The organism is Nostoc sp., assembly GCF_036917375.1.
In the GTDB taxonomy this organism is placed as follows: domain Bacteria; phylum Cyanobacteriota; class Cyanobacteriia; order Cyanobacteriales; family Nostocaceae; genus Nostoc.
The window spans coordinates 1-23,609 of record NZ_JBALDN010000019.1; the positions used below are offsets into that span (position 1 = coordinate 1).

Annotated in this window: 19 protein-coding genes and 3 pseudogenes; 6 read left to right on the plus strand and 16 right to left on the minus strand. The window is 40.8% G+C overall.

Translation table 11 applies throughout. The annotated features are described in order from the left end of the window. Nucleotides 1–963: 963 nt before the first annotated feature. Complete coding sequence (gene modA, locus V7K45_RS05170) at nt 964–1,893, plus strand: molybdate ABC transporter substrate-binding protein (protein ID WP_335001051.1); 930 nt, start codon at nt 964–966, stop codon at nt 1,891–1,893. A gap of 39 nt (nt 1,894–1,932) precedes the next feature. Then, nucleotides 1,933–2,916 carry a substrate-binding domain-containing protein gene (locus V7K45_RS05175; RefSeq protein ID WP_335001053.1) on the plus strand — a complete coding sequence of 328 codons (984 nt, stop codon included), beginning with the start codon at nt 1,933–1,935 and terminating at the stop codon, nt 2,914–2,916. A gap of 330 nt (nt 2,917–3,246) precedes the next feature. Here V7K45_RS05175 and V7K45_RS05180 read toward each other — a convergent pair whose 3' ends face one another. From V7K45_RS05180 to V7K45_RS05245, 14 genes and pseudogenes are all read right to left on the minus strand, one after another. Further along, entirely contained in the window at nt 3,247–4,278 is a 1,032-nt protein-coding gene (locus V7K45_RS05180) for a M14 family metallopeptidase (protein ID WP_335001055.1), read from the minus strand. Beyond that, complete coding sequence (locus tag V7K45_RS05185) at nt 4,279–5,379, minus strand: amino acid kinase family protein (RefSeq protein ID WP_335001057.1); 1,101 nt, start codon at nt 5,377–5,379, stop codon at nt 4,279–4,281. A 1-nt stretch (nt 5,380) separates the two neighbouring features. Further along, a complete protein-coding gene (locus tag V7K45_RS05190) occupies nt 5,381–6,418 on the minus strand; it encodes an aspartate-semialdehyde dehydrogenase (protein WP_335001058.1) in 1,038 nt (345 codons plus the stop codon). Between the two features lie 68 nt (nt 6,419–6,486). Beyond that, nucleotides 6,487–7,386 (minus strand): DMT family transporter, encoded by a 900-nt coding sequence (locus V7K45_RS05195; protein WP_335001060.1) that lies wholly within the window; start codon nt 7,384–7,386, stop codon nt 6,487–6,489. A 29-nt stretch (nt 7,387–7,415) separates the two neighbouring features. Further along, nucleotides 7,416–8,210, minus strand: coding sequence for a methyltransferase domain-containing protein (locus V7K45_RS05200; protein ID WP_335001062.1), 795 nt, complete (start codon nt 8,208–8,210; stop codon nt 7,416–7,418). 70 nt (nt 8,211–8,280) lie between these two features. Then, nucleotides 8,281–8,769, minus strand: a complete 489-nt coding sequence (locus V7K45_RS05205; RefSeq protein ID WP_335001064.1) for a GNAT family N-acetyltransferase — start codon at nt 8,767–8,769, stop codon at nt 8,281–8,283. Between the two features lie 50 nt (nt 8,770–8,819). Beyond that, nucleotides 8,820–10,253 (minus strand): NAD-dependent succinate-semialdehyde dehydrogenase, encoded by a 1,434-nt coding sequence (locus tag V7K45_RS05210; RefSeq protein ID WP_335001066.1) that lies wholly within the window; start codon nt 10,251–10,253, stop codon nt 8,820–8,822. Nucleotides 10,254–10,333: 80 nt separating this feature from the next. Continuing rightward, complete coding sequence (locus V7K45_RS05215; RefSeq protein ID WP_335001068.1) at nt 10,334–11,386, minus strand: hypothetical protein; 1,053 nt, start codon at nt 11,384–11,386, stop codon at nt 10,334–10,336. Between the two features lie 1,112 nt (nt 11,387–12,498). Next, complete coding sequence (locus V7K45_RS05220) at nt 12,499–12,948, minus strand: hypothetical protein (RefSeq protein ID WP_335001070.1); 450 nt, start codon at nt 12,946–12,948, stop codon at nt 12,499–12,501. A gap of 42 nt (nt 12,949–12,990) precedes the next feature. Continuing rightward, on the minus strand, nt 12,991–13,746 hold the full coding sequence (locus V7K45_RS05225) for an SDR family NAD(P)-dependent oxidoreductase (protein ID WP_099101788.1): 756 nt from the start codon (nt 13,744–13,746) through the stop codon (nt 12,991–12,993). Nucleotides 13,747–14,053: 307 nt separating this feature from the next. Further along, nucleotides 14,054–15,112 carry a hypothetical protein gene (locus V7K45_RS05230; RefSeq protein WP_335001072.1) on the minus strand — a complete coding sequence of 353 codons (1,059 nt, stop codon included), beginning with the start codon at nt 15,110–15,112 and terminating at the stop codon, nt 14,054–14,056. Between the two features lie 26 nt (nt 15,113–15,138). Next, entirely contained in the window at nt 15,139–15,897 is a 759-nt protein-coding gene (locus tag V7K45_RS05235) for a hypothetical protein (RefSeq protein WP_335001074.1), read from the minus strand. A 152-nt stretch (nt 15,898–16,049) separates the two neighbouring features. Then, entirely contained in the window at nt 16,050–16,817 is a 768-nt protein-coding gene (locus V7K45_RS05240) for a hypothetical protein (RefSeq protein WP_335001076.1), read from the minus strand. Between the two features lie 395 nt (nt 16,818–17,212). Further along, nucleotides 17,213–17,991 (minus strand): annotated as a pseudogene (locus V7K45_RS05245) (HesA/MoeB/ThiF family protein). Between the two features lie 335 nt (nt 17,992–18,326). Between V7K45_RS05245 and V7K45_RS05250 the strand changes: the two are divergent. Continuing rightward, nucleotides 18,327–18,446, plus strand: a pseudogene (locus V7K45_RS05250) (substrate-binding domain-containing protein); the annotation flags it as partial. After that, the gene (locus V7K45_RS05255) at nt 18,446–18,673 is read left to right on the plus strand and encodes a hypothetical protein (protein WP_335001078.1); all 228 of its coding nucleotides are present in this window, start codon (nt 18,446–18,448) and stop codon (nt 18,671–18,673) included. The pseudogene V7K45_RS05250 and the gene V7K45_RS05255, both read left to right, overlap by 1 nt. 9 nt (nt 18,674–18,682) lie before the next feature. Here the strand turns inward: V7K45_RS05255 and V7K45_RS05260 are convergent, their stop codons facing one another. Both V7K45_RS05260 and V7K45_RS05265 read right to left on the minus strand, forming a co-directional pair. Then, nucleotides 18,683–18,892, minus strand: a complete 210-nt coding sequence (locus V7K45_RS05260) for a TOBE domain-containing protein (RefSeq protein ID WP_099100701.1) — start codon at nt 18,890–18,892, stop codon at nt 18,683–18,685. Nucleotides 18,893–19,457: 565 nt separating this feature from the next. Continuing rightward, entirely contained in the window at nt 19,458–21,302 is a 1,845-nt protein-coding gene (locus tag V7K45_RS05265) for an iron uptake porin (protein ID WP_335001080.1), read from the minus strand. Between the two features lie 271 nt (nt 21,303–21,573). On the opposite strand from V7K45_RS05265, the gene modA (V7K45_RS05270) reads away from it, so the two are divergent. Then, a complete protein-coding gene (gene modA, locus V7K45_RS05270) occupies nt 21,574–22,389 on the plus strand; it encodes a molybdate ABC transporter substrate-binding protein (RefSeq protein WP_335001082.1) in 816 nt (271 codons plus the stop codon). A gap of 404 nt (nt 22,390–22,793) precedes the next feature. Further along, a pseudogene (locus tag V7K45_RS05275) lies at nt 22,794–23,450 on the plus strand (transposase); the annotation flags it as partial. Between the last annotated feature and the right edge of the window lie 159 nt (nt 23,451–23,609).

Sequence of the window (23,609 nt, forward strand, 5' to 3'; positions counted from 1 at the left end):
TTCAATGTAATTCAGTATATTGCTCATGCTTCTGTGTAAAAATAACTCTTTAATCTTCTTTTATCACAGAATAATACTATTTTGGAGATGTCTATAGTGTCGGGACAACTACAACTCTTCCCCATAACTCGGACAGTTTTCCAATTTACAGGTGAGTCTCACTTATAAAGAGTTTATTAGCTTGATAGTTACCTATTTATAAGGTAAATAACGATAGCTTAGTTTCCATACAATATTAAGCTGAACTATTTTAAAAAGAAATAAAAATTAATTTTATTTGTGTTTGATTACTATATTAGTTGGTATTGCACTCAATAAGTTGGTATTATCTTCATTAGATTACACAGATACACTTATCCATTTGGAAAAACGCAAATCTAACAAGAGGTTTGCGACTAACTTTGGCATCAGGATTTATTAGTTTTTAATAACTCATATTAAAAACTAGCTATTTAGTAGCGTTTGGTAAGGAGTTGAAAGTTTAACGATAGAACCGTTTTGATTTTTATCTAACAGAATCTATTGTCAAATTGCTCAATTTTGGCGATAACGATACTAATTTTTGGTAAGCAAATAGCTTTCAGCAAAACAATCTAGTTTTTTCAATATTCAATAGTAAACGGAGAAATGTTTTATGCGTTTTACCCGCATGATACCCATTGCGTCTGAGTATGACTGGCGTAAAACTTGTTTTACGCCTACCATATCTTCAATAATTAACAAAGCCCAATACGGTTTGGATAAGCTGTTGAGGCAGGGAAGGAAAAAGAGTTATTGAGCAATAATTCTTTCTCAATAACTGCTCAATAACTGCTTGCCTCAACTGATAACTTTCTTAACCGAGGATTGTAAGTAACAAAGTCAACATTTGTCTATATAAAGTAATTGACATCTTCCCAACTAAGTTGGTAATGTAAATCTTGAGGATAAAATACCTAAAAACTTGAAGATTTTAGCGAACAGATGAAAAAATATTTTTTGACAGGTTCTTTGGCAGCTTGTGCCTTTAGTGTTCTGATACCAAATCAAGCTTTTGCAGCTAATCTCAACTTATATGGAGCAGGTAGTTTAAGAAATGCACTAACGGAAGTCAGCCAAGACTTCACCCAAGAAACAGGAATAGGAACGAATACAGTATTTGGGCCATCGGGGATTAGAGAGCAAGCAATAGAAACAGAACTCCAACTGGGACAGCCTACTGCTGATGTCTTTGCTAGTGCAGATATTGGAAATCCCCAAAAACTCTACATTAAGGGGTTGAGCAGTCAGCCAGTGGAATTTACTCAAAACCAGATTGTAGCCGTGTTTTCCTCAAAGTATTCTCAGGCAAAAATTACACCAAATCAGGTGTTAGATTACTTACTAAATCCCAACATCAAGTTGGGAATTGCAACACCTATATTAGATCCTCTTGGAGACTACACTCAACAGATATTTGCTCAAGCTAATTCAAAAAACCCTGGTAGTTTTGATACCCTCAATAGTAAAGCCTTGCAATTAACAGGTGGAACGAATTCCCCAATAGTCCCATCAGGACAGGACAGCTTAGTATATTTTCTTGACAAAACTCAGCAAGCAGATGTTTTCTTAAGTTACTACACTGGCGCGATCGCATCGCAAAAAATTGATCCGAGCCTGCAAGTAGTTGGGCTACCAGATTATTTGTCTGTTGCAGCGCCATTCGGTTTAACAGTTATCAAAAATGCTGACCAGAATGCACAGAAACTAGCAGATTATATTTTGTCAGACAAAGGACAGCAAATTTTGCATAAGTATGGCTTTATTAGCCTCACGAAATCAGTACCCGAACCCAACTATGTTTGGGGACTATTACTAGCTGCGGCTATGGGTTTAGCACTCAAGAAAAAATTGGCAGAACAAACTGTTAAATAAGCTACCAAAAAATAGTACTGAACCCAAAGCTGTATAAACATGAAAAAATACTTACTAGCGGCTTCACTAACTAGCTGCATTTTTAACATAATTGTCAGCAACAAAACTTTTGCTGCTAGCATTGGAACCTCGCCTCAAACAGAACCTTCTTCAGTTGTTTTATTTGGTGCTGGCAGTTTAAGAGCAGGTCTTTCTGAAGTAGCTGATGATTTCACTAAGGAAAATGGGATTCCTGTAGAAACGAGTTTCAATCATTCTGATATCCAGCGCGATCGCATAATACAAGGAGGGGAAAAACCTGATATTTTTGCCAGTGCTGATACTGATAAACCACTCGAAGTATATGAGAAAGGTTTGGGTGGACCAGTGGTAAAGTTCGCTAGCAATCGTTTAGTTGCTGTCACTAGATATGATTCGTCTTTGACATCCAGTAACTTTTTGGAACAGTTACCTAATCTTCGGATAGGTACACCACCTGACACCGATCCTTTGGGATACTATGCACAGGTCGTATATAAAAAAGCCGATCGAATCAAACCAGGAAGTTTTCAAAAGTTAAATAAAAACACTGCTTTTTTCTCACCAAACAAAATAGAGAATCTGGGTAATTCAGGGCTAATGCCACAGGTAATACCACAAAACAGGAATGATTCAGGTGGTAGTATATATTATTCTTTGGAAGAAAGTCCTGAGCCAGTAGATGTCAATCTGGCATATTATACTAGCGCTTTGTTAGCACTACAAGTTCCATCTGATTCAACAAGTCTGAAGCTGGTCGAATTACCACAAAACTTAGCAGTTAAAGCTGATTATGGTTTAACAGTATTAAATCATGCCAGTCCAGATGGTCAAAAATTAGCTAATTACATTATTTCATCAAAAGGACAAAAAGTACTGGCGAAATATGGATTTAGCGCCCCCTCTACTTCTATTCCTGAACCTAATACTATAGGTGGAAGTATCCTTGCAATGGGCTTAGTTTTTGCACTTAAGAAAAAACGAGTATTTGTCACAAGTAAATAGCTAAAGTAAAAGAGCACTAGGCTGAGAAAATAAAGTATTACAAAATCTAATAGCACTTGAGTTTATCCTCAACGAATTCATATTCGAGCTATTAGATACTTTAACTCTTGCTCGATTTATGGTTCATAATTTTTCCAAAATTATCATTCAAAGCACAGAAAAATACGTCTTCATTTACGGTTGATGCTTGCATACTTCATGGCTATCCCTTGACTCTGGCTATTTCTGGTGCTTGTCTTTAAACCAGATAATTTGTTCAATACCTTTATTCGACAAGCACCTCTTAATTTATTCTTGTTCAGGATACCGTCTTTTTAAAATAGCCGCACCCTAATCATTTAACATTACACAGGCTTGTTTATAAACTGTTATTGCATGTAATAACACTTGACTACGCCATGTTAAATTGGAAGGTGAAAAGACCTCAAGCAATCGCGCTTTTGAGGGAACAAAGAAGCTTCTCTGTGCATTGTGATACAGTCGATTCTCGTTGCGTAACGCAGCTAGAACACAGAGCATATTATAAGTTCCAAACTCACACGTAATTCCATCGTAGCGGACACCCTGAAGGCGTTGTGCCAGAGCGTGAGTAAAGCCACCACGGACAAGGTAGCCACCTTTGCGATCGTAACGGCTTTTCAACCTAGAGCCAAACGCACGGTGCGCTCGTGCAACTTGCTCTGGATTAGACTCTCCTTCAAGTAGCAAAGATAGTTCGCCAAACTTGCCAAGACCACTGTGAAAGTCAACATGTACAATTCTCTCTCGGTGACTCAGTGTCTTGTCGAGAAATAATAATAGTCGAGACAACGCAGGCTGTAACGATTTACCACCAAAGAACAAACCTTGAGGATACTCATATTGCCCAGTCACCACAGCATTTTTCACGTTCTCGTAGCCATGTTGAAGCACTGCTCCCATGACTTGCAATAAAAAGAAATCCCTTGTCGGTGGCGAGGGTGGATTCAGCAGAGGGTCAAGGAGACTATAAGTCGGATGTACGCCTTGGTACTCCTTTGACTCGGCGAGAAAGTTGCGATTCAGGTCTACGTTTTGGCTATCCACGCGTCGCAGATTTGCCATTCCCCAAGGGTTGAGTACATGAAGCCAAAGCGTAGAGATTTCAGGGTTAAGAGACAGCAAATAAAGTTGAGCAGCACTACCAGCAAATCCCTCAATGCCGTGGAGTCCGCTACTAAAGACAAGGACGTGAGGAGATTGGGGGTTTCCTGACCAAGCCCAGTCGATAGTCAGACCATCACTGACCTCTATAGCTCCGTGTTCTAACAAATGCGTTGTTTTTCGGAAACGTTCTTGAGCTTGCGCGTAGTCTTGAGAAAACCAAGAGGAAATATCATCCATTTAATTCACATTTGATTGTGACGGTTTTGGACTTTCGTTATGCTTATACAAGCGATCGTGGATTGTTTGGCATAATGCGATCGCCTCACTAGTACTGACAATATGCCTTAGTACTAAGCTATTACCATTAAATTCACTAATTAGCAGAGAATCTCGGCGATGTGCGTCAATACCAGACTCAGCTAAGAACTTGACAGCATCAAAAAAACCGCAAGTAACTACAAGCATTGGCATTTTTTGGTCTTCGAGTAAAATAACAGGAATATTCGCTAGTTGTAGCTTAAGTCTTGCTATTTCAAAATCTCGTTTTGACGCAAACTCTAGGACAATCGATCGAGGATCGAGTATGGTCGCCTTTGATGTCTTGCCATCACCAATTACTGTCCCAATGTGATAATCATCCCGATTATGCCGACACACGATTTGCACTCCTTTATCTTTGGCAACTTGTAGTGATTTATAGTGCAAGACTTTTGCTCCACTGAGTGAAAAGTTGATTGCAGTGTCAAAAGATACAGCCTCAAGAAGTCTAGTGTTTTGGATGAGATTCGGATCGGCGCTGTAAATGCCATTGACATCAGAAAAAATTTCGCAACTTTCAAGTTCAAGCGTCGTTGCTAGTGTCACAGCAGTAAAGTCAGAACTATTTCTACCAAGAAATGTGGGACGATTATGGCTATCAACTGCTTGACCACCAGGAACTACTACAATATCAACTTCTGTAAGTGCTTGTTTTAAAACTGCTCCATCAATTTTTTGGATCGAAGCATAGGAAAAGTTAGAGTCTGTAATAATACCTAGTTGATAGCCAGACAGTACTTTTGCAGAAATACCTGTTGCTTCGACTGCTAAACGAAGCAGATTTGCCCCAATAGTGTCAGCAAGTGGCACAAGTGAGTCAAGGGCTTCGGGTGATGGATTTATGTTGACTTCCAAAGCAAGTTTATGAAACTCATCCGTCAAACCAGCCATTGCACTAACAACTACTACAAGCTTGTCGCTATCTTGTTCAAGCCGAGATTTGAGAAATGCTGCAATGGTGTTGAAATCAGTACTACATTGAAAGGTTGACCCACCGAACTTGAGGACGCGGATTTGCATTTTAAATCACCTGCCTTTGGATCATCTCCTCAGCGATTTGGATTGCGTTCAAAGCTGCACCAATCCGAAGATTGTCAGAAACTAGCCAAAACCATCCAGCTTTGGGATTATTAGGGTCAATTCTGATTCGACCAACATGGATATAATTGGGATTATCTATGGTTTGTGGTGTCGGATAACCTTGCATACCTTCACCGTCATAAACTGTCACTTCTGGAGCATGACGGAGCAATTCAACGATATGATTGCGATCTAAGTCGCGATCGCATTCAAAATAGACTGCTTCTGAGTGGCAGTTAATAACTGGCACTCGGACGCAAGTTGCAGAAACCTTCAAGTCAGGACGGTTGAGTATCTTCTGCGACTCCTGAAGCATTTTTTGCTCCTCCAGTGTGAAGTGGTTATCAAGAAGCACATCAATGCTGGGAATCAGATTGAAGGCCAAAGGCAGAGGAAAGCGCTCTGCTTTTGGTGGTTCTAGTGGAGTTTTGATGATTTGTAAACAACCATTTTTGAGTTCCTCAATACCCGTGACACCTCGACCAGAAGCAGATTGATATGTACTGACAATCACCTGCTTTACGCGGTAACTTTCTTCAATCGGCTGTAAAAGGCGTACCAACGGAATTGTTGAGCAGTTGGGATTGGCGATGATTCCGCTCTTGGGCCGCTCTACTAAAAGATGGCGGTTTACCTGCGGAACAACAAGTGGTGTATCGGGGTTCATCCGAAACGCATTGGTGTTGTCAATCACAATTGCGCCTTGCTCTACTGCCTTTCCTACCCACTCACGACTAATGGGCGTTCCAGCAGCAAAGAAGGCAATGTCAACACCTGTAAAATCAAAGTCCGCCAAATCGCAAACTTCATAATCGCGTCCGCCTTGAGTTAAGCAACGACCGACTGAGCGCGATGAAGCGACTAAATGTAAGTTTGAATACTTAAAAGAGCGCTCCTCAAACAGCGATAAGAAAGTAGTACCGACGATACCTGTCGCTCCGACAATCGCGATGCTAGGATTTTTCTGAACAATTGGCATGGGCTTTCTCCATAAAAACTTTGTAGTGGATAAGATTTTAGGTTCAATATCCACAGTTCTTGATTAGCTCACATCTTTGAAGCCAGGTTAGTTGGTAATAATGACCAGTTTAAGTTCACTGCAAGGCTAGCAAGTACGATGAGTGCAACACCGACTCCCTGTATTGGCTCTAGGATATGCCCGTAGATGACGTAATCACTAAGCATTGCACTAGCTGGATTAGCAAAAGTAAGAACTGCGATCGCTGATGTCGTGAGCTTTTGGTAGGATGAATACATGAGGATGTATACGATACCAGTGTGAATTACACCTAACCCCAGTAAGTAGTACCAGTGGTTGCCAAAAAGAGGAACTTTTTCAAGAGACGTGAAAGGTAGAACCAAAAATATTCCCAGTGTCAAATGAATCAGGACGATGAGGTGGGGGCGCACACCCTCAAGACATTTGACAAGAAGCGTAGTTAGAGCATAAAAGATAGCTGCGAGTAGAGCAAATAATATACCGACAATATAAGAACTGTGGAAGGACACCATAGTGAACCGCAGTTTAGTAACCAGCACTAACCCTAAAAATGCGATCGCAATCCAGCCAATTTTGTTTTTGGAAATAGTAGTCTTAAATATTAAGCTACCTAATATAACCACAAAAAAAGGCTGAGTATGAAAGACTGTTGTCCCTAGTGCGATTGAGATTAGCGAGAAAGATTTGAAAATTAATGTCCAATTTAAAATCAGCGATACACCACTAAGTAGAGCCAGTGTTAGTAGTCGTAAGGTTAAATTGTGTTGCTTAAAATATCCTTTAAAATAGCAAAATAAACTTAAGAAAATTGCTCCGAATATACAGCGATAAAATACAACATTAAAAATTGCTTGATGCGATTCCTTAAAAAATACACCAACTGTTCCTGATACAAGCATAGCAACAGTCAGTTCAATAGTCCCAGTAGAAAATTTTTCCTTTTTCATCTTGAAATAAGATTAAAAATATTCAACTTTTACTTGTACCCCCAAACCTGGAATAATCTAGCAAAGACTATGATACTTTCTGGCTTTTCAATAAATTGACCTAGCTCTGCTAAAAGAGAATCTATCTCTTTTGATGAAGCAAGTTTTTCGGAAATAATTGCTTCTTTAATATTGAGCAGCGTTATTTGGGGAATTATTTTTTCTGAAAGTTTTGTAAATATTGGTTGTACTAAATTAACTTGAACATTTTTAAACCCTGACTCTCTCAAAATTTTAGGAATTTTCGCTCCCAGATCAACATTTCCACCTCTTCGGTCAATTACCTGGCGGTGTAGTTCAAGATATCTTGCAAAAGCTTGGGATTCTGGATAACAGTAATATCCAGAAAAGTCTGTTTCTTCAACTATAGCAACTCCTCCAGGCTTTAAAGCATGATACATTTTTGTAGTCACTATTCCGGGATTTGTTAAATGTGCTAGTAAAAACCGGGAATAGGTCAGATCGTATTCTGATTCTTCATCAATATCAAAAGCATTTAATGCTCTAAATTCAACATTAGTAAATTCTTGCTCTAATTCTTCTTGAACCAACTGGATAATACTACTATCCATATCTATGCCAATGACTTTACCTTTTTCTCCTATTAATTTAGCTATCTCTATAGTTACATCACCACCTCCACATCCCACATCTAGACAGTGCATTCCTTCGCCAATTCCAACGTTTTTTAAAAGATTTTGTGTAGTTTGTTGCACAACTTCTGCTAGTACTTTCAGACGATCTTTACCCTTTTGACCTCCAGAAATAATATAATTGCTTTTCATATCACTATCCTCTCATTATGTCAAAAATATTTAATGTTTCGTATGATTAATCAAAAATCATTTAGAGTATTTAGATTGAAAATGCGAAGCCGTACATTTGAGTTTGATTAACATCATTCATTTGGCGTGTATCAAGTTGGGTAAAGCCAAATTGATTATAGAGACGATGACCCTGGGTAAATTGAGTAAAAGACCATAGCTCTATATGAGTTTTTCCCTGTAATTGTGCCCAGTCAACCGCAGTTTTAAGTAATTGGTAGCCTAAACCAAGACCTCGAAAATTCCGTTTAAGATAAAGCCTGACAATTTCTGCTTCTGAAGATTTGATTATTTTTACACCTACAGTCCCAATAATTTCTTCTTGCACTAATAGAACAAAGAAAGCAGCAGATTTTTGATTGTATTTTTCCTCAAAATCTAAAATATCTGGAATTTCTTGAGAAACTTCAAATACAAGACCATGCTCAATATAAACCTCACGCATAATATTGATTATGCTAGGAACATCATTATGAGTGGCTAAACGAATTTTGGAATTAATAGTTGGTTTTGTTGACATAGGTAGCTATACTTATCCTCAGTTTTGTTTGGTAAACAAGTTTATTAAAGTTAAGATAAAACCTTTTGACTGAGCAACTTGAGGTTAAGAAAAGCTTCGAGTCCTTCGGTTCCGCCTTCATATCCATAGCCACTGTCTTTAATACCTCCCACTGGTGCATTAGGAGGCACTCCACTCAGTTGATTGATGCCGACATTACCTACTTCTAAAGCCCTAGCGGCAGCCTCTGCTACTACAGGCGAACTAGTAAATACGTAAGCTGCAAGTCCATAAGGATTACTATTTGCTTGATGAATTGCTCGATCGAAGTCGGCAAAAGGTGCGATGGGGATAATTGGCCCGAATGGTTCCTCATTCATAATGGCTGCATCGTCTGGAACTTCAGTAAGTACTGTAGGCAAAAAGAAATATCCTGGTCTTGGCAGCCTTTTTCCTCCAGTTGCCACACACCCGCCTTTAGCTACTGCATCAGCAACTAAGTGTTCCATTGCTGCTATGCGACGGGGGTTTGCCATTGGCCCCATATCAGTGTTCTCGTCCATACCGTCACCGACTCGAATATTTTGTACGAGTTCTGCGAACCGTTTGAGGAATGGTTCATAGAGAGTTTCATGCACATAAATTCGGCTAGGTGCATTGCAACTTTGACCAGAGCCTTTAAACTTGTAAGCAGCGATCGCTTCAGCAGCAGCATCAACATCTGCATCTGCAAAGACGATCGCTGGTGCATGACCGCCAAGTTCTAGGGTACAACGTACTAGATTATCTGTGGCTAGCTTTGCCAGTTGTTTGCCGACTACTGTCGAACCAGTGAAAGAAAGCTTCCTGATAATTGGCGAAGCAAGAAGATGTTTAGAAATCGCTGGTGGATCGCCAAAAACTAAATTGATTACGCCAGGTGGCAATCCAGCATCAATCAATGCCATTGCGATCGCTACAGCTGAACTTGGTGTTTCTTCCGCAGCCTTGAGAATTATTGTGCAGCCAGCAGCAAGTGCAGGTGCTATTTTTCGGGCAGAAACAACCGCCGGATAGTTCCACGGTGTAAAGGCAGCGACAACACCAATTGGTTCAGGTACGATCAACCTGTGATAGTCTGTCACAGGAAAATTACGGTACTCCAAAATTCGTTCTGCTTCTTTGGCGTTCCAAGCAATGGTTTCGGCTGCTCGGATAAATTCTTGGCGGGATTCGCTTACTGGCTTACCTTGTTCGCAGGTAAGCAAGAGGGCGGCAGTATCAATACGATCGTAGAGTAATGTCGCTGCTCGATCTAGTATCTTCACACGAGTCCTTACTGGTGTGTCACGCCAGGTTAGAAAACTTTTTTTGGCAGCAGCAAGTGCTCGGTCAAGATCGGTTTGACTTGCATAAGCTACCCGTCCTATTACCTGTTCGTTAGCTGGATTGATTAATTCCCCAAAGCGACGATCGCTGCCATTACACCAGTTGCCGTCAATTAATAAACCAAACTCTTGATTCATAAAAGAGTTTTATGGGTAGTAGTACCATTAGTTCGACAGAAGCGCAAACATATTTGCACATTTAAATTCCATCCAGTGCATTACCTTGTTGTTGAAAGCGTTGCTGCCTTGCCAACAAGTGCCTCTCCATTCCGACCCAGTACTTGGGTATCTGGGCAGATGAGGATCAGAGCATACTGAGTATAAGGTGTCAAACCGATTCCTAAATGGAACACCCCGTTACTGCCGCCATAAGTTTCGTTCATACCGAAATTCCCAGGTAGAAGTTCGTGAGCGGTATTAATGCCAAATCCCATTTCCCAAATAATTCGGTAACGGGAATCTAACATGAACATATTATTGAGCATATCAACTGCTGGTTGAGCTTCTGGATGAGATGCCCGTAACTCTGTAATCAAACCGTTGTTAACGGTAGCAATGACTGCGCGATCGCGCATACACTCAAGCCCTTTATAAATTCGCGTTTGGTCTTCAGGTAAAAAGGAAACTGCTCCTGAGTGGACTGTAGGCTGACCTTGCAATGCAATCTCGCCGTTGACTGCTAGTCTGAGGTTGGCGTTAAATCGCATGATGTCATCAGGTAGGGCGCTGAGTTCCCCTGCTGGGGCAATTTGCTGCTCTCCCCATTCGATAAATCCTGCTTGTTGGTTCCACTCATAGCTCTCATCTAGGTGTTCAAAGATTGCTTTAGTACCTTGAGCCTCGTTGATAATTTCCAGATACTCACTATTCCTTCCCAAATCGAAGAAGCGATCGGCAAAGGCTTCTAGTTTTTCCGGATCGGTGCGCTCCATAATTCCCAAAAAATGCTGAATCGCTAATAATGGCGTTGGTGTGGAATTGCAAGGCATGACAACTAGTTTGCGCTGTCCCAGCTTTTCGGGTGCAGGAGACTCAAAGAAGTATTGGGGAGAAATCACAAGAACATGGGCTGGCTCAGGAATACTCTCGTCTAACAACTCTTCAAACGATCGCTTTGCATCGTAAGGCACAATTTTTGTAGAAGTATAGCCGCTATCTTCTACAATTTGAAACTGGTTTACTAAAGAGGAGTTGGTAACAAGGCAGAAATGACTATCTTCGCTAGCTCCAAATTGACGAAGGCATTGTGGACGAATGAGTATAGTTTCCATCTTGATAATATCCGTAAATAGAAAATGTTGATTCTTTAGAGAATTTTCTTAAAAACAATCTAAAATACTATGTTTCGTGTTTATTACTATATCTGCACTCAAATTAACAAGTGTATATTAACGTCGATTGATTCTGAAAACTTATTATTTCATCATCTACAATTTTTTTTGCTATAAAAAAATGTTAATTGAATAAATAGGGGGGATTTCCCCCTCCTATTTATTAGGCTGTTATCCAATTAAATTACATCTTGTAGAACTCAGATTTATTAAATATTCCAAATTCTTGAGGTTTATTTAAAAACCTCTTGCAAATGCAACTTAAATGCTAACTGGCTTAATCAAAAAAGATTAGCCTAACAATGTGCCAAGGTAACGACCGTTCTTGTTTACTTTCTTCATGGTTGTTTCTCCATTTTGGTGAACGTTTGTTTGTTTGTTTGTTTGTTGTTGAGGGCTATTTAAAAACCCGGAAATACAAATTGAGCAGTAGTTAGCTAATCCAAAAAGATTAACCTAACAATGTGCCAAGGTAACGACCATTCTTGTTTACTTTCTTCATGGTTATTTCTCCATTATTGTTAATGTTTTCTTGCTTGTACAAGCTAAGTAGACAATACAACTATTTTTTGAAAAATACAAGCTTTTAAAAAATGTTTTTTAAAACTTTTGAAGACATATAAATTATATTTTGACAACAAAATTAGAACGATTTTTACACAGTAAAAGAATCATTAATACACTGTGTTATATCGTCTAAGCAATGAATAAAATATTTGTTGTGTTTTGATTAACTAGTTAAAAACTTCATTTATCTTACCAATTACTTATTTTAAAAAAGACAAAAAATTAGCAACTTTTTGCCTTTTCCTCTTATTCAAAGAATTTTTTTGAGCTAATGCAGATATATAACAGCTACTGCTCGCTACAGCGGTATTCATCCTATTTTGATTAATAACGTAGCTGAACAAACTGAAAGTCCGCATTACAAACCAATGCTCATCAATTATCTGTGCGGTATATACTGCACTAAGACTTGAATAAAGGTGTGTGTAAGAGCAAGTCCAAGTCTAAAAACATTGATACCTCTGATTTAGATAAACTAATTAGGATTAAGAATTCTGTTCTTCAATCGAAACAACTGGTGTCCAAGCTCGTAAACGTCGTTGTTGTCGCGATCGCATAGTCTCTCCATCGTAGTCCACAGTTACTGAATCTTGAGAGACTAACTGAGCGCAATCTAGGACATTGACATTGATGGTGGCAAAGGACTGCTGTGTTTCATTCTGCATGAGAGCGGCAACATAAACGCCGCAGCAACCGCAAATTAGGAAGTCGGCTGTGTGCATACCAAAGCGATAACGAATGACTTGCTCAGGATTGATAATCTGAATTTGCAAGTCTCCATTGCGATCTGAGGTACTACGTGTGCCGTGTTTCCGACAGAAGGAACAAGCGCACGTCCGGACAGCTAATCGGTTTGGAGTCTGTGTGCTGTTAAATATAAGTTTGAGATTGCCACAGTGACATCCGCCTCGAAGCGGAAAGTGTTGACTATCCATCTAACTTTCACCCCTATACTTGCTGTCAGGAGCCTGCGACACTCAACGGACGTAACTTGCTCCGTTGACATCAATGGTAGCGCCTGTCACATGACGTGCCAAATCTGATGCTAGAAAAATTACGACGTTAGCAATATCCTGTGGCATTGCCATTTCTCCCAGTGGTGTTTGGGAGATAGCAGCTGACTCACCATAGCTATCGAAGTACTCGGCGTTGAGTTCTGTACGGACAAATCCGGGAGCGATCGCATAAACTAGGATATTCTTATCGGCAAATCCACGAGCAATTGTACGAGACAGAGCAAGCATTCCTCCTTTCGATGCTGCGTAGTGCGTATAGTCAGGTAAGTCACCCCGGAATCCTGCTCTGCTGGCAATGTTAATAATCTTTCCACCACCTTGCTGTTTAAAGTGATGGATAGCCTCACGACATAGGGATGCCGGAGCAACTAGGTTAATATTGAGTGTACGTATCCAAGAGGTATGCCAGTCCTCAAAATCACCCTCAATAAGTGCTTTTTCATACACTCCTGCATTGTTTACAAGTACATCAATGCCATCTCGCCAGTCAGTTGCACGCTCCCATAGATATGGGACAGCCGTGACATCTGCGAGATCGCAAACAACTACGTGACAGCGCTCAGAGCCTAAATCAGCTTGTAAAACATCAAGTTGTTCTGCAAGTACATCGTTGGCTACTACATAACCACCCGCAGCCACAACAGCGCGTGCCGATGCCTCGCCTATACCACGAGCCGCTCCTGTAATTAGTACTACTTTTCCTGTGAGGTCAATCATAGTTACCCTCCCCAAAATCTAGACAACATAGAATGCCGCTCTCTATGAGACGCTCTTACTAGCTTGCTTCTTTGCAGGAGTACGCGGACTCGCTATCGCAACGCTAACGTAATTTGTAGTTGCAAGACGCTCGCGGACTCGCTCTAAGCGAAGCCATGCCGTTGGCGCAGCCTCTCGTAGAGAAGGCTTTACGCTGCGCTATCAGTGGGGCTGCTGAACCCTCCGCTGTCTTGTTGATCGCTAAATTTGTGATGAACGTGTTGGCTTTGCAGCCTTTTAATTACGAATTACGAATTAGTAATTTGGCTCATCTAGTAACAGCGCTAGTGAGTTCTGGAGTACCGAGAAGTAGCTTTTTATCCTTTCCATATACCCGAATACCAGGACAAATCAAATCGAGATGGTACTGTGTATAAGGTGTTAGACCAAGCCCAAAGTGCAGCGCTCCACTAGTGCCACCGTAAACTTCGTTCATAGCATAATTACCCCAAAGCAAGTCGAGTGAGGTATTGATCGCAAAGCCTAACTCCCAAATAGTCAAATACCGGGAATCAACAGCACCCATTGCTTTAAGCATCTCTGCTGCTGGTTCTACATCTGGGTGAGTGGGATGCAAATCCGTTACAACACCTTGCTCTACCTTGGCAATCAGCGCGTGATGCTTTATATGTCGCAGCTGATTGAAAATGCGTGTTTGATCCTCTCGTAAGAAAGACGGTTCACCACTATGTAGAATCGGTAGTCCTCGAAATGCAATCTCACCATTGATTGCAAGGTAAAGATTGGGATTAAACTCCCAAATATCGGCAGGTAAGACACTAATTTCTCCTGATGGCGCGATTTGTTGTTCGCCCCACTCTAGAGGCCCAGCCTGCAAATGCCATTCGTATTTGTCGTTAAGATGGTCGAAGATTGCGCGAGTGCCGTACTCTTCATCTACAATTTCTAAGCGATCGCTTTTTTGTCCTAACTCAAAGAAACGGTCAGCAAATTCCGCCTGAGCATACGGATCGGTTCGTTCTATGACACCAAGAAAGTGCTTGACAGCTTCTAATGGTGTTGGTGTGGAATTGGAAGCCATCGCGATCAGCTTGCGCTTGTCCCCCAGTACTTCTGGATTGGGAGAACGGAAGAAACAGTTTGGTGAAACTACAAAAATATGCGATTTTTCCGGGATTTCGTTTTGTAGTATTGTTTCAAATGACCCTTCTCGGTCATAAGTAACTGTTCGATAGTCTGTATAAGCACCACTTTTCTCAATCAAGAATCGATCGACAATATCCGTGTTAGTCACCAAGTAAAAAATACAATCCTCTGACGAACCAAACTGTCGGTAAGAACCAGGTCTAATGGTAATAAGTTCCATAAATCCCCCCTTTTTTTTAACAACGGTTATAGTTTCTTGTCCAACGACTGTAATATGCGATGTTTTGCTAAGTCTGTTGATATGTGAAGAATGCAAAGCAGCCGATCTGCTGGAGTCAGATTGTTTTGGAAATAGTGTCCTACGTCAGCTTTCTTTGTTGTTGGTAGCGAGGGATAAAAATCTATCGGTACACTAGCATTTTTAATCACGCCAGTATGCAAACAAAACTCCAGATCGGGACAAATACTCTTTGCAATCAGACAGGCTATCTCGTTCATCTCTGGCTCTGGCATTTCACCCTCAATCCGAGGATACAATTGAACACCATCAAAGCGTGAGAACACCCGCATTGCCGAGAAAACAGCAGGATGACAGGTTTTTAGAGCAACGATTGATGGGAATCCAAAATGTCCTTGACTCACCTTGTAAAGGTGAAATCCCCACATATGTTTGAGCAGATGTGTTTTCTGATAACGCTCTGCAATCATCTGTATTTTGATGTGCAGAAAGGGTAATGAGTCTGTTTCTACCCAACTGGATGCCAATAAAGCGATTAGGTCATTCGATATCGCCTCGACTGCAACAATTAAGTAATCACATTCTTCAAACCAGTTTCGCTTCGCCTCAAAATACTGTTCAATCTTTAAGGTTGGCATTGCTTGGGTCAATCCCTGCACAATCCATTCCTTTATTGCTGGTTGAATAAGTTGTTTTGGAGTGGCGTAGTGAAAGATATAACGGTCAAATAACCGCGAATCAAGCCAGTTTTTTTGCAAAAGTTGCATATTTGCAGGATGATTGAATGAGCATTATTCTCGCGTCAGTCCTAATGATAAGTATTCGACCGGACTTGATATTAGAGTTAGAGAGAGGAGATACTTGCCTCAAACTACACAAGAATCATCGTTAAATTTTCTGCAACAAAGTGTTGCATAGATCAGGACACCTGTGCCAGCACACTCATATCAAGGGATTTCCCAAGGATTTGATCGTCAGTTTGACCTACGATCAACTCCTGATGGAGTTCCATAAAGTATGCAACGTAAAGACGACCGACATTACGTATGTGTTCGAGGACTTTCTCCTCATCCTCAGGAGTCTTGATTAAAGATACAAGGACATCCCAGACAAAATCGTCATGGTCATCTTTGAGATCGAGGTTCACATGTCCTCTGGCTCCGATAATTTTGTCTTTGCCCAGAATCTTCGCCAAATTGTCTAACCATTGCGGCTGGGTCTTTACAGTTGTATATTCGACAAAGTAAACGCTTGAGATCAGAGCCATTGGACTATCTTTGTATTCAATGTCAAACAGCAGATATCCCATAAGCAGTTTTGTCGAGAGCATTGGCTGTTGTGAGTAAATCGCATCCTTCGATACGCCTACCGCCTCAAGATCCCTGACGAAGAACTCGGTGTCGTGAAGCATCTCCTCCTCAGTGTATTTCGCCCATGCTTTGGCTTGAACTGGGTCATGCTTAGTGAAGTATCGGATAGCTAGTGCATCTACTGTACGTTTTAGCCGTAGGCGAAGAATAGTTTCAATGTTGTGACGCTTGTAATAATCCATGTTGATTTGCGATCCGTTCAACATATGTTGAGAAAACGGAACTTCTTTATAGAACGTCACAATCATGGAGTCTAGGAGTGCGTCTACACGGGATCTGAGTTCCGGTTTTTTAGGCTGACCAATAGGCTTTTTCATTTTTTGTACAATTGATTTATTTTCAATGGTTTCAGAACTTTGGGAAAGTGCAGAATCACAAACTGGGAATCAAGAAGGTTGGTATTTCAGAAGAGTTTTTCGGGCTGTCTCTAAGATTACCCATTCTTCTAATGCCTCACCATCTATGGGTTTTACCTGAAGTTAGTGCATTCGACTGGCACTTAAGTTGTGGTTAGTAAAATATCTTGCTTGTGGTTTAATACCAACTTATCTGGTATTAAATCCTATACCAATCCGATTGGGAAAAATGTAATCCAAGATACACTTTTTGATTTATCTCCTGGAATCCCTATTGAGTCAATAGGTTTTTTAAATCCCATGCATTAGTCACATAGATAAGTGTAAAAATGTTATCGACAAGTAGATTCGGTTCTTTATAAAGATGTTGCTTGCGAATTTTCCGAGCAAGAACGGCTACCACACACCAGACAAGAAGGATCGTGATAAGAATGTCGTTTGGTAAATTCCATTCGCATCAAGTCGATTGTCAATAGTTGTGATAATAGGGGTTCACTAAACTTAGTAATCAGCTTTATTACCTCTAATGCGCTAAGACAAGCTAGTGTCCCAGAAACAGCACCGAGAACCGCGAACCCACGCCGATCCCAATCCGGCTTTTCTGGAAACAAGCATGATAGACAAGGAGTAACACCAGGAATAATGGTCGTCAGGTAAGCTTCCATTCCATCCATTGCAGCTTCCACCATTGGTTTTTGCCAGCGCACGCAAGCTTAGCTTGGTTGAGCAAGTTTCGCTCTGGGAAATTGTGGGCGCAATCAACAGCTATATCAGCAGATTGCACTAAAGAGTCTACATTCTCTTTTGTAACGTAATCATGAACTGCTTCTACCTGAATATCAGGATTAATAGCTTGCAGAGTTTCTCTGGCTTTGAATACTCTTGGCTTACCTACCCAATCATTTGTCATGAGAACCTGACGATTCATATCATCCAGGCGTAAGTCACCACCCCGAACTAGAATTAGCCGCCCAACACCTGCTACTGCCAAATAAAGCGCTGATGTACCGCCTAATCCCCCTACACCTGTAACCAAAACCGTTGCAGACTTCAAGCGTTTTTGTGCTGCTTCTCCAAAATTGGGAAGCATCATTTGGCGGTGATAACGTTCTAACTCCCTGGGCGTTAAGTTCATCGCTTTTTATCTCTTTATCAGTCGTAAAATTTATCACTTAGTTGGTAACAAATATTGTAGTTGTCTATACACTTTTCTAAGCATTTACCTGTAAAATTGGTATTAATTCCAGGCATCATTAAGGGAGCTATGTACAAATATAGCGATGTCTACGACGGGCTATTCGGCGTCGCGAATGTGGTGCTGCTCCCTCTGCGGAAATAAATGTCGTGATAGTCCTTTATTCAATCATCCCTGCTCTTTGTCCTGGGTTGAATGTTCAATAAAATAAACCCCAAAGCTTTGCTTTGGGGTCTTTTAGATATTATTGCTTTCTAGTGGGGTATACAGTCAGGGCTGATGCAAGAATCAGTACGGCATCTATAACTGCTGCCTTTGGGTTGATATTTATCCCCCTTGATAGTGCGCGATACGACTTGGTGATTCTCAAAGAATACTTGGAAAAATTACCAGTATGCTAGTTTATCACTATCTTGGGACATCGAAAGCGTGCGATCGCAATCCTATGCAGACATTTGGTGATGTGGCTAATAGACTAAATAGCTTTGGTTTAGCTTATCTACATATTATTGATGGGAAAGTTAAAGTTGTAGTAACGAATTACCTACCCGTAGGCGTAGCCTGTCATAGACATCATTTTACAGGAGGGCAATCAACTGCCCCCCTTTACATAGAATCTTAACAAATTACTTTAGCCTACGGCAATCATTACGTCTGATGATTTAATTATGGCGTGGACTTCTTTACCTTCAGTAAGTTTGAGATTATCTGCTGATGATTTGGTAATAATTGCAGTCACCTCTACCCCTGGTGCTACTTCTATCGTTACTTCAGTATTTACAGAGCCAACGACTATGTTTTTTACAGTTCCTTTGAGAGCATTACGAGCGCTAACTTGCATTTGATGACCCCTTACTGTTTTTTTCTTTATACATAGAGAATAACAAGTAATTAAATTAATCTGTATAGCTAGAGATAGAAAATATATGATTTTTTACTATCCATTGATATAGAAAATATACGCGAAGAATTTACTAAATAATTTGGTACTTACATCTTTTTTAACCAACTTATTTGGTAATAAAAGTAATATGAAGTAGTTAATTCAATCAAGCATTTATCAGACTGCTATTCGACACGCATAAAAGAATTTTTCGGTGCTAGTTCATCTTTTTCGAGGTCTTCGCACTTCAATTTTATCGGGTATCCTTCTGCTGTCGGAAACGCTATGCGTAGCTTCCTTCCACGTATCGCTAAAGCGAAAGCTCCCCCAACGCGTAGCGTCCCGTAGGGAAGTGGTACGGGATCTTGCTACATTTTAAAACAATATTTGGATAAAAATTTGTATTTCCTTCTGCAACGACAGTCTCCACAATTTGGGGAGGCATTCTATTAACAAGTTGGCAAAGCCACCTAGCGCACTGTCTCTCTATTGTAACGACTGCCGTCCTTTTAATGCAAAATATCTAGAATCGGAATGTAGTACGAACAACTCCTGTGTAGATAGTGTCATTATTACTGTTCTGTTCTGGGTTAAATATCACAATCAAGCCTGGTGTAATTGAGATATTGTTATTCACTTGGTAGCGATATAGTCCTTCTAAATGGAAAGATGTATCGCTATCTTCACGAAGATTACTAGTAGCAGTAAGAACAGCAGGGCCAAAGTCATTACTCGTCACCTTGGGTGGTTGACCAAAGATTAAACCTCCCAAGTTACCCTTTTTGCCTAAATCAGGGAGAGCTAAAGTGACCGCCCAGTTCCAGATATCTGCCTTATCACCTCTATTAACATTTACACCAGAAGTAATCTCTGCGATCGCTTGACTATACCCAACCCAACCAGAAACTACAAATTGGGGGTTAAAACGATAGCTGGTTTCTATCCCATAATGATTGGCTGAAGTGGCAACACCAGCACCAAATGGGGTATTAGCGAAAGCGCTACCATAAGCCCCTGAAACGGAAACATCATTATTACTACCAGTAAAGTAAGAGTGTGCATAGCTCAAAGCAAAAGTTAAGTTTTGGTTGGGCTGGAATGCTAATTGAGCTAAAGCACCATAACTACCATCAAATAGCCCTGCACCAGCACTAGGATCGTTAGCTCTTCTAGCAAGATAACCCCCAGATAAAGTAATTGCGTCGCTCAATTTAAAGATGGCGCTGACCCCTGAACCTGTATTACTAGCAGAACCCGTATTACTGGCGCGGTAAATAGGGGAGAATCGACCAAACCGCGAAAGAGATCCAATCGGAGTTGAAGAAAGCAAAGGGTTAACAGTATTGAAGTTATCGTAGAATTCCCCACCAATAGCATCAACAATGACATTGATTTTGTCACCTACCGGGAAGCGATAATATAATTTGCCCAGTACAATCGTGTTGTCGTTGTTCCCGTCCCACGATACACGGGTCATGTTTGTGCCTGTGACTGCCCCACTAAAGGCTGTGGTGTTATTCGCTTCTAAACGGGTAAACAACTGGTCTTTGCCAGTGAAACTACTAATTAGATTCAAGCGGATGCGATCGCTGAAAATCGCATTGTCCTGAAGCCTTCGTCCACCCGATGCTGTATACTCGTTAGCTCTTGCAGCCTCTCTAGCTGTACCCGCAGGAGCTGCTTCAATTCTTCTCCAGCGATCGGAATCTAGCGCTCTATCCCCACCAAACACACTCCCAACAGAGAAAATTATTTCTGCATTTAACTTGGTAGTAGTTGAAAATTGTTGATTTTCCAGGTTTGCATTCCGAGCTTCCAACCCATCTATCCGTCCCCGTATTTCAACTAGTCCATCAGCGAATTCTTCTTGCAATTTTCGCAAGGTTTCTAAGTCTTCTTTTGTGACTAACTCTGCTGTACTAGTAGCAATCAATTCATTAACTCGATTCAGACAAGCGTTAAGACCTGCGGCAAACTCATAACGAGTCATTGCCCGATTTCCTTGGAAGCTGCCATTAGGATATCCAGCTATACAACCGTAGCGCTCAACTAAAGATTGTAAAGCCTGGAATGCCCAATCATTTGGTTGCACATCAGACAGTTGAGAGACTGAAGTAACCTGACTCATAACTGAGTTCGGATTTTTGCTGCTGCGATCGTTGAACTGCTGGATCTGGTCAGATGAAGTAACGCCGATAGGTGCAGTCAAAACCGCTTGATTATCTGTTTGAGCAACCACACCTTCTTTTGCCTGTAACTGAGTAGTCTGTGTATCTGTTGGAATAGCTGATGCATCTTGAGCATTGATCAGACTAACTGCTAATAAAATTGGAGCAATCAACAATGAATTATGTAAAAAACCAGACATTAACCTCACACCTCAAATACTATTAGACCAACTTGATTACTAAAATAGTTGGTATTAAAAAACACCCGATGCATTATTATTACCAGATTTTCAGATTTTTACCATATAAGTTGGTAAAAAGCTGGCAAAATTTTAGTTAGTATCGGCACAGTTATTGATAACAGTCAGTTCTAGGTGGTAATCTGTGATTTTTTACCAGTTTTTTTGGTTACTAGTCCGCTAGATTGGTAAATTATGAATTAATTAAGAAAAAATGCTTGAGAGACTGCAAATGAATAATAAACGAATGCTGACTTTTGTCAGTTGGGTATTTATCTCATTTTTACTAATTGTCGGCTGTAGTCAAACGACTACATCTAACTCATCCTCAACTCCTAGCCCAGCAGCCCAAACAGCAAATTTGACGATATCAGCAGCTGCTAGCCTCAGAGATGCAATGGACGAAATCAAACCTCTCTACAGTAAGGAAAAGCCAAATGTTACTCTAAGCTACAACTTTGGTTCATCGGGCGCTTTGCAACAACAGATTGAACAGGGTGCAGGAGTTGACGTTTTTATCTCAGCCGCAACTAAACAGATAGATGCTTTACAACAAAAAGGTTTGTTAGTTGATGGGACTCGCAAAAACTTGTTGAAAAATCAATTGGTGTTGATAGTACCGCAAAATTCCACAACTGTGGCTGATTTCAAAGACTTAACTTCACCACGCATTAAGAAAATTGCTCTCGGCGAACCTAAAAGTGTCCCCGCTGGACAATACGCCCAACAAGTCTTAACTTCATTAAAAATTCTTGACCAAATTAAAAGCAAAGCCGTCTATGCCAAAGACGTTCGTCAAGCTCTCAATTACGTAGAATCAGGCAATGCTGATGCTGGGATTGTCTACCTCTCAGATGCCAAAAGTACGCCAAAAGTCAAAATTGTAGCAACTGCATCTGAAAAAACCCATTCTCCCGTCGTCTATCCGATCGCAGTTCTCAAAAGCAGTAAAAATGTCGATGCCGCTAAGGATTTTGTGCAATTTTTATCGGGCAACCAAGCCAAAACTGTGTTTGAAAAACAGGGATTTACGATAGCTGGTAGTTAAACCAATTCGTAATTCGTAATGGGCTACGCCCCGCTTCGCTAACGTAATTCGTAATTAAAGAACGGGTACAAGCAAGCCCCCACTAATTTTTTAATGGAGAGTTCAAGTTACCACTGATTGCAATTACGAATTATTTTGACAAGGCTGGTTGAGAATTCACCGCACTACTCAAACCAGCCCTAATAAGCACCGTTCTTATCCACAAAACTATGCCATTGGATTGGCGTTGTTGCGTGAATAGGCAAAATGGTAAATTTTACCTATTGCCACCGCCTAGCTCAACAATGAAAACGAAAGCCCAGTACAAAGTTAAGAATTGAAACGCCTATGATGCAGCACTAAAGCAACGAGGCAGTATAACTTTCTGGGTGAATGAAGAAGTAATCGAGTAGTGGCACAACCAACAGAAAACAGGAAAAAAGGGAGCATCGAATTATTACTCTGATACGGCGATGCCTTCGGCAACCCGAAGCGGGAACGCCACAATGGGAACGATTCAGTCAATGTTTCATTTACCAGGGCGACAAGCAGAGGGGTTTTTAGAATCGCTGTTCACGCTCATGGGTTCAGAGTTGCAGTTAATAAAAGAAGCTTACAGACCTTCAGCAACAGAGAGTAAGTGGACAAAATGCGATCGCAGTTCTGCGTTTGTATTGGGTAAATGTGCGATCGCTTATTTCCGGTATGATAACCTTATATGTTGTCATCCGTGCATTATTCAATTAGTCGCTATGATTGCAGCCAAAACGCCCACTAGAAGACACTGGGAGCTGTTTGAGGTTTACAAAGCTAAGGTTGCTATCAAAATGGAGCCTGAAGAGTTCCTAAAACATTGGGCAGTCAACTACGAAGAACTTGCCGAATTGTGTGGTCGTTCTAAAAGCACGGTAGCGCATTGGTTTTCCCAAGGTGAGCATCGTAGGGAACCTTCAGAATCTGACAAACGGCGATTAGCGGAAATTCATGCTCTGTGGATTCAATTTGAAAATGAACCTGCCCACCTCCGAGAGATATGGGCAAGAAAACGACGGCGTAAACAAGACAATAAATGTAATAATTAGTTGTCATCAGTGCATTATCTGTTTGTCATGGTGACAACATGAGCTTTATTGTGTGTCATAGCTATTCCATTGGTGTCAAGTTAAAGCAGATGCCCAAATGTCAAGCGACCTTGAGGCGTTGCGTCGGTGTCGCTGACGAACAGCTTTAACCAATCCCAT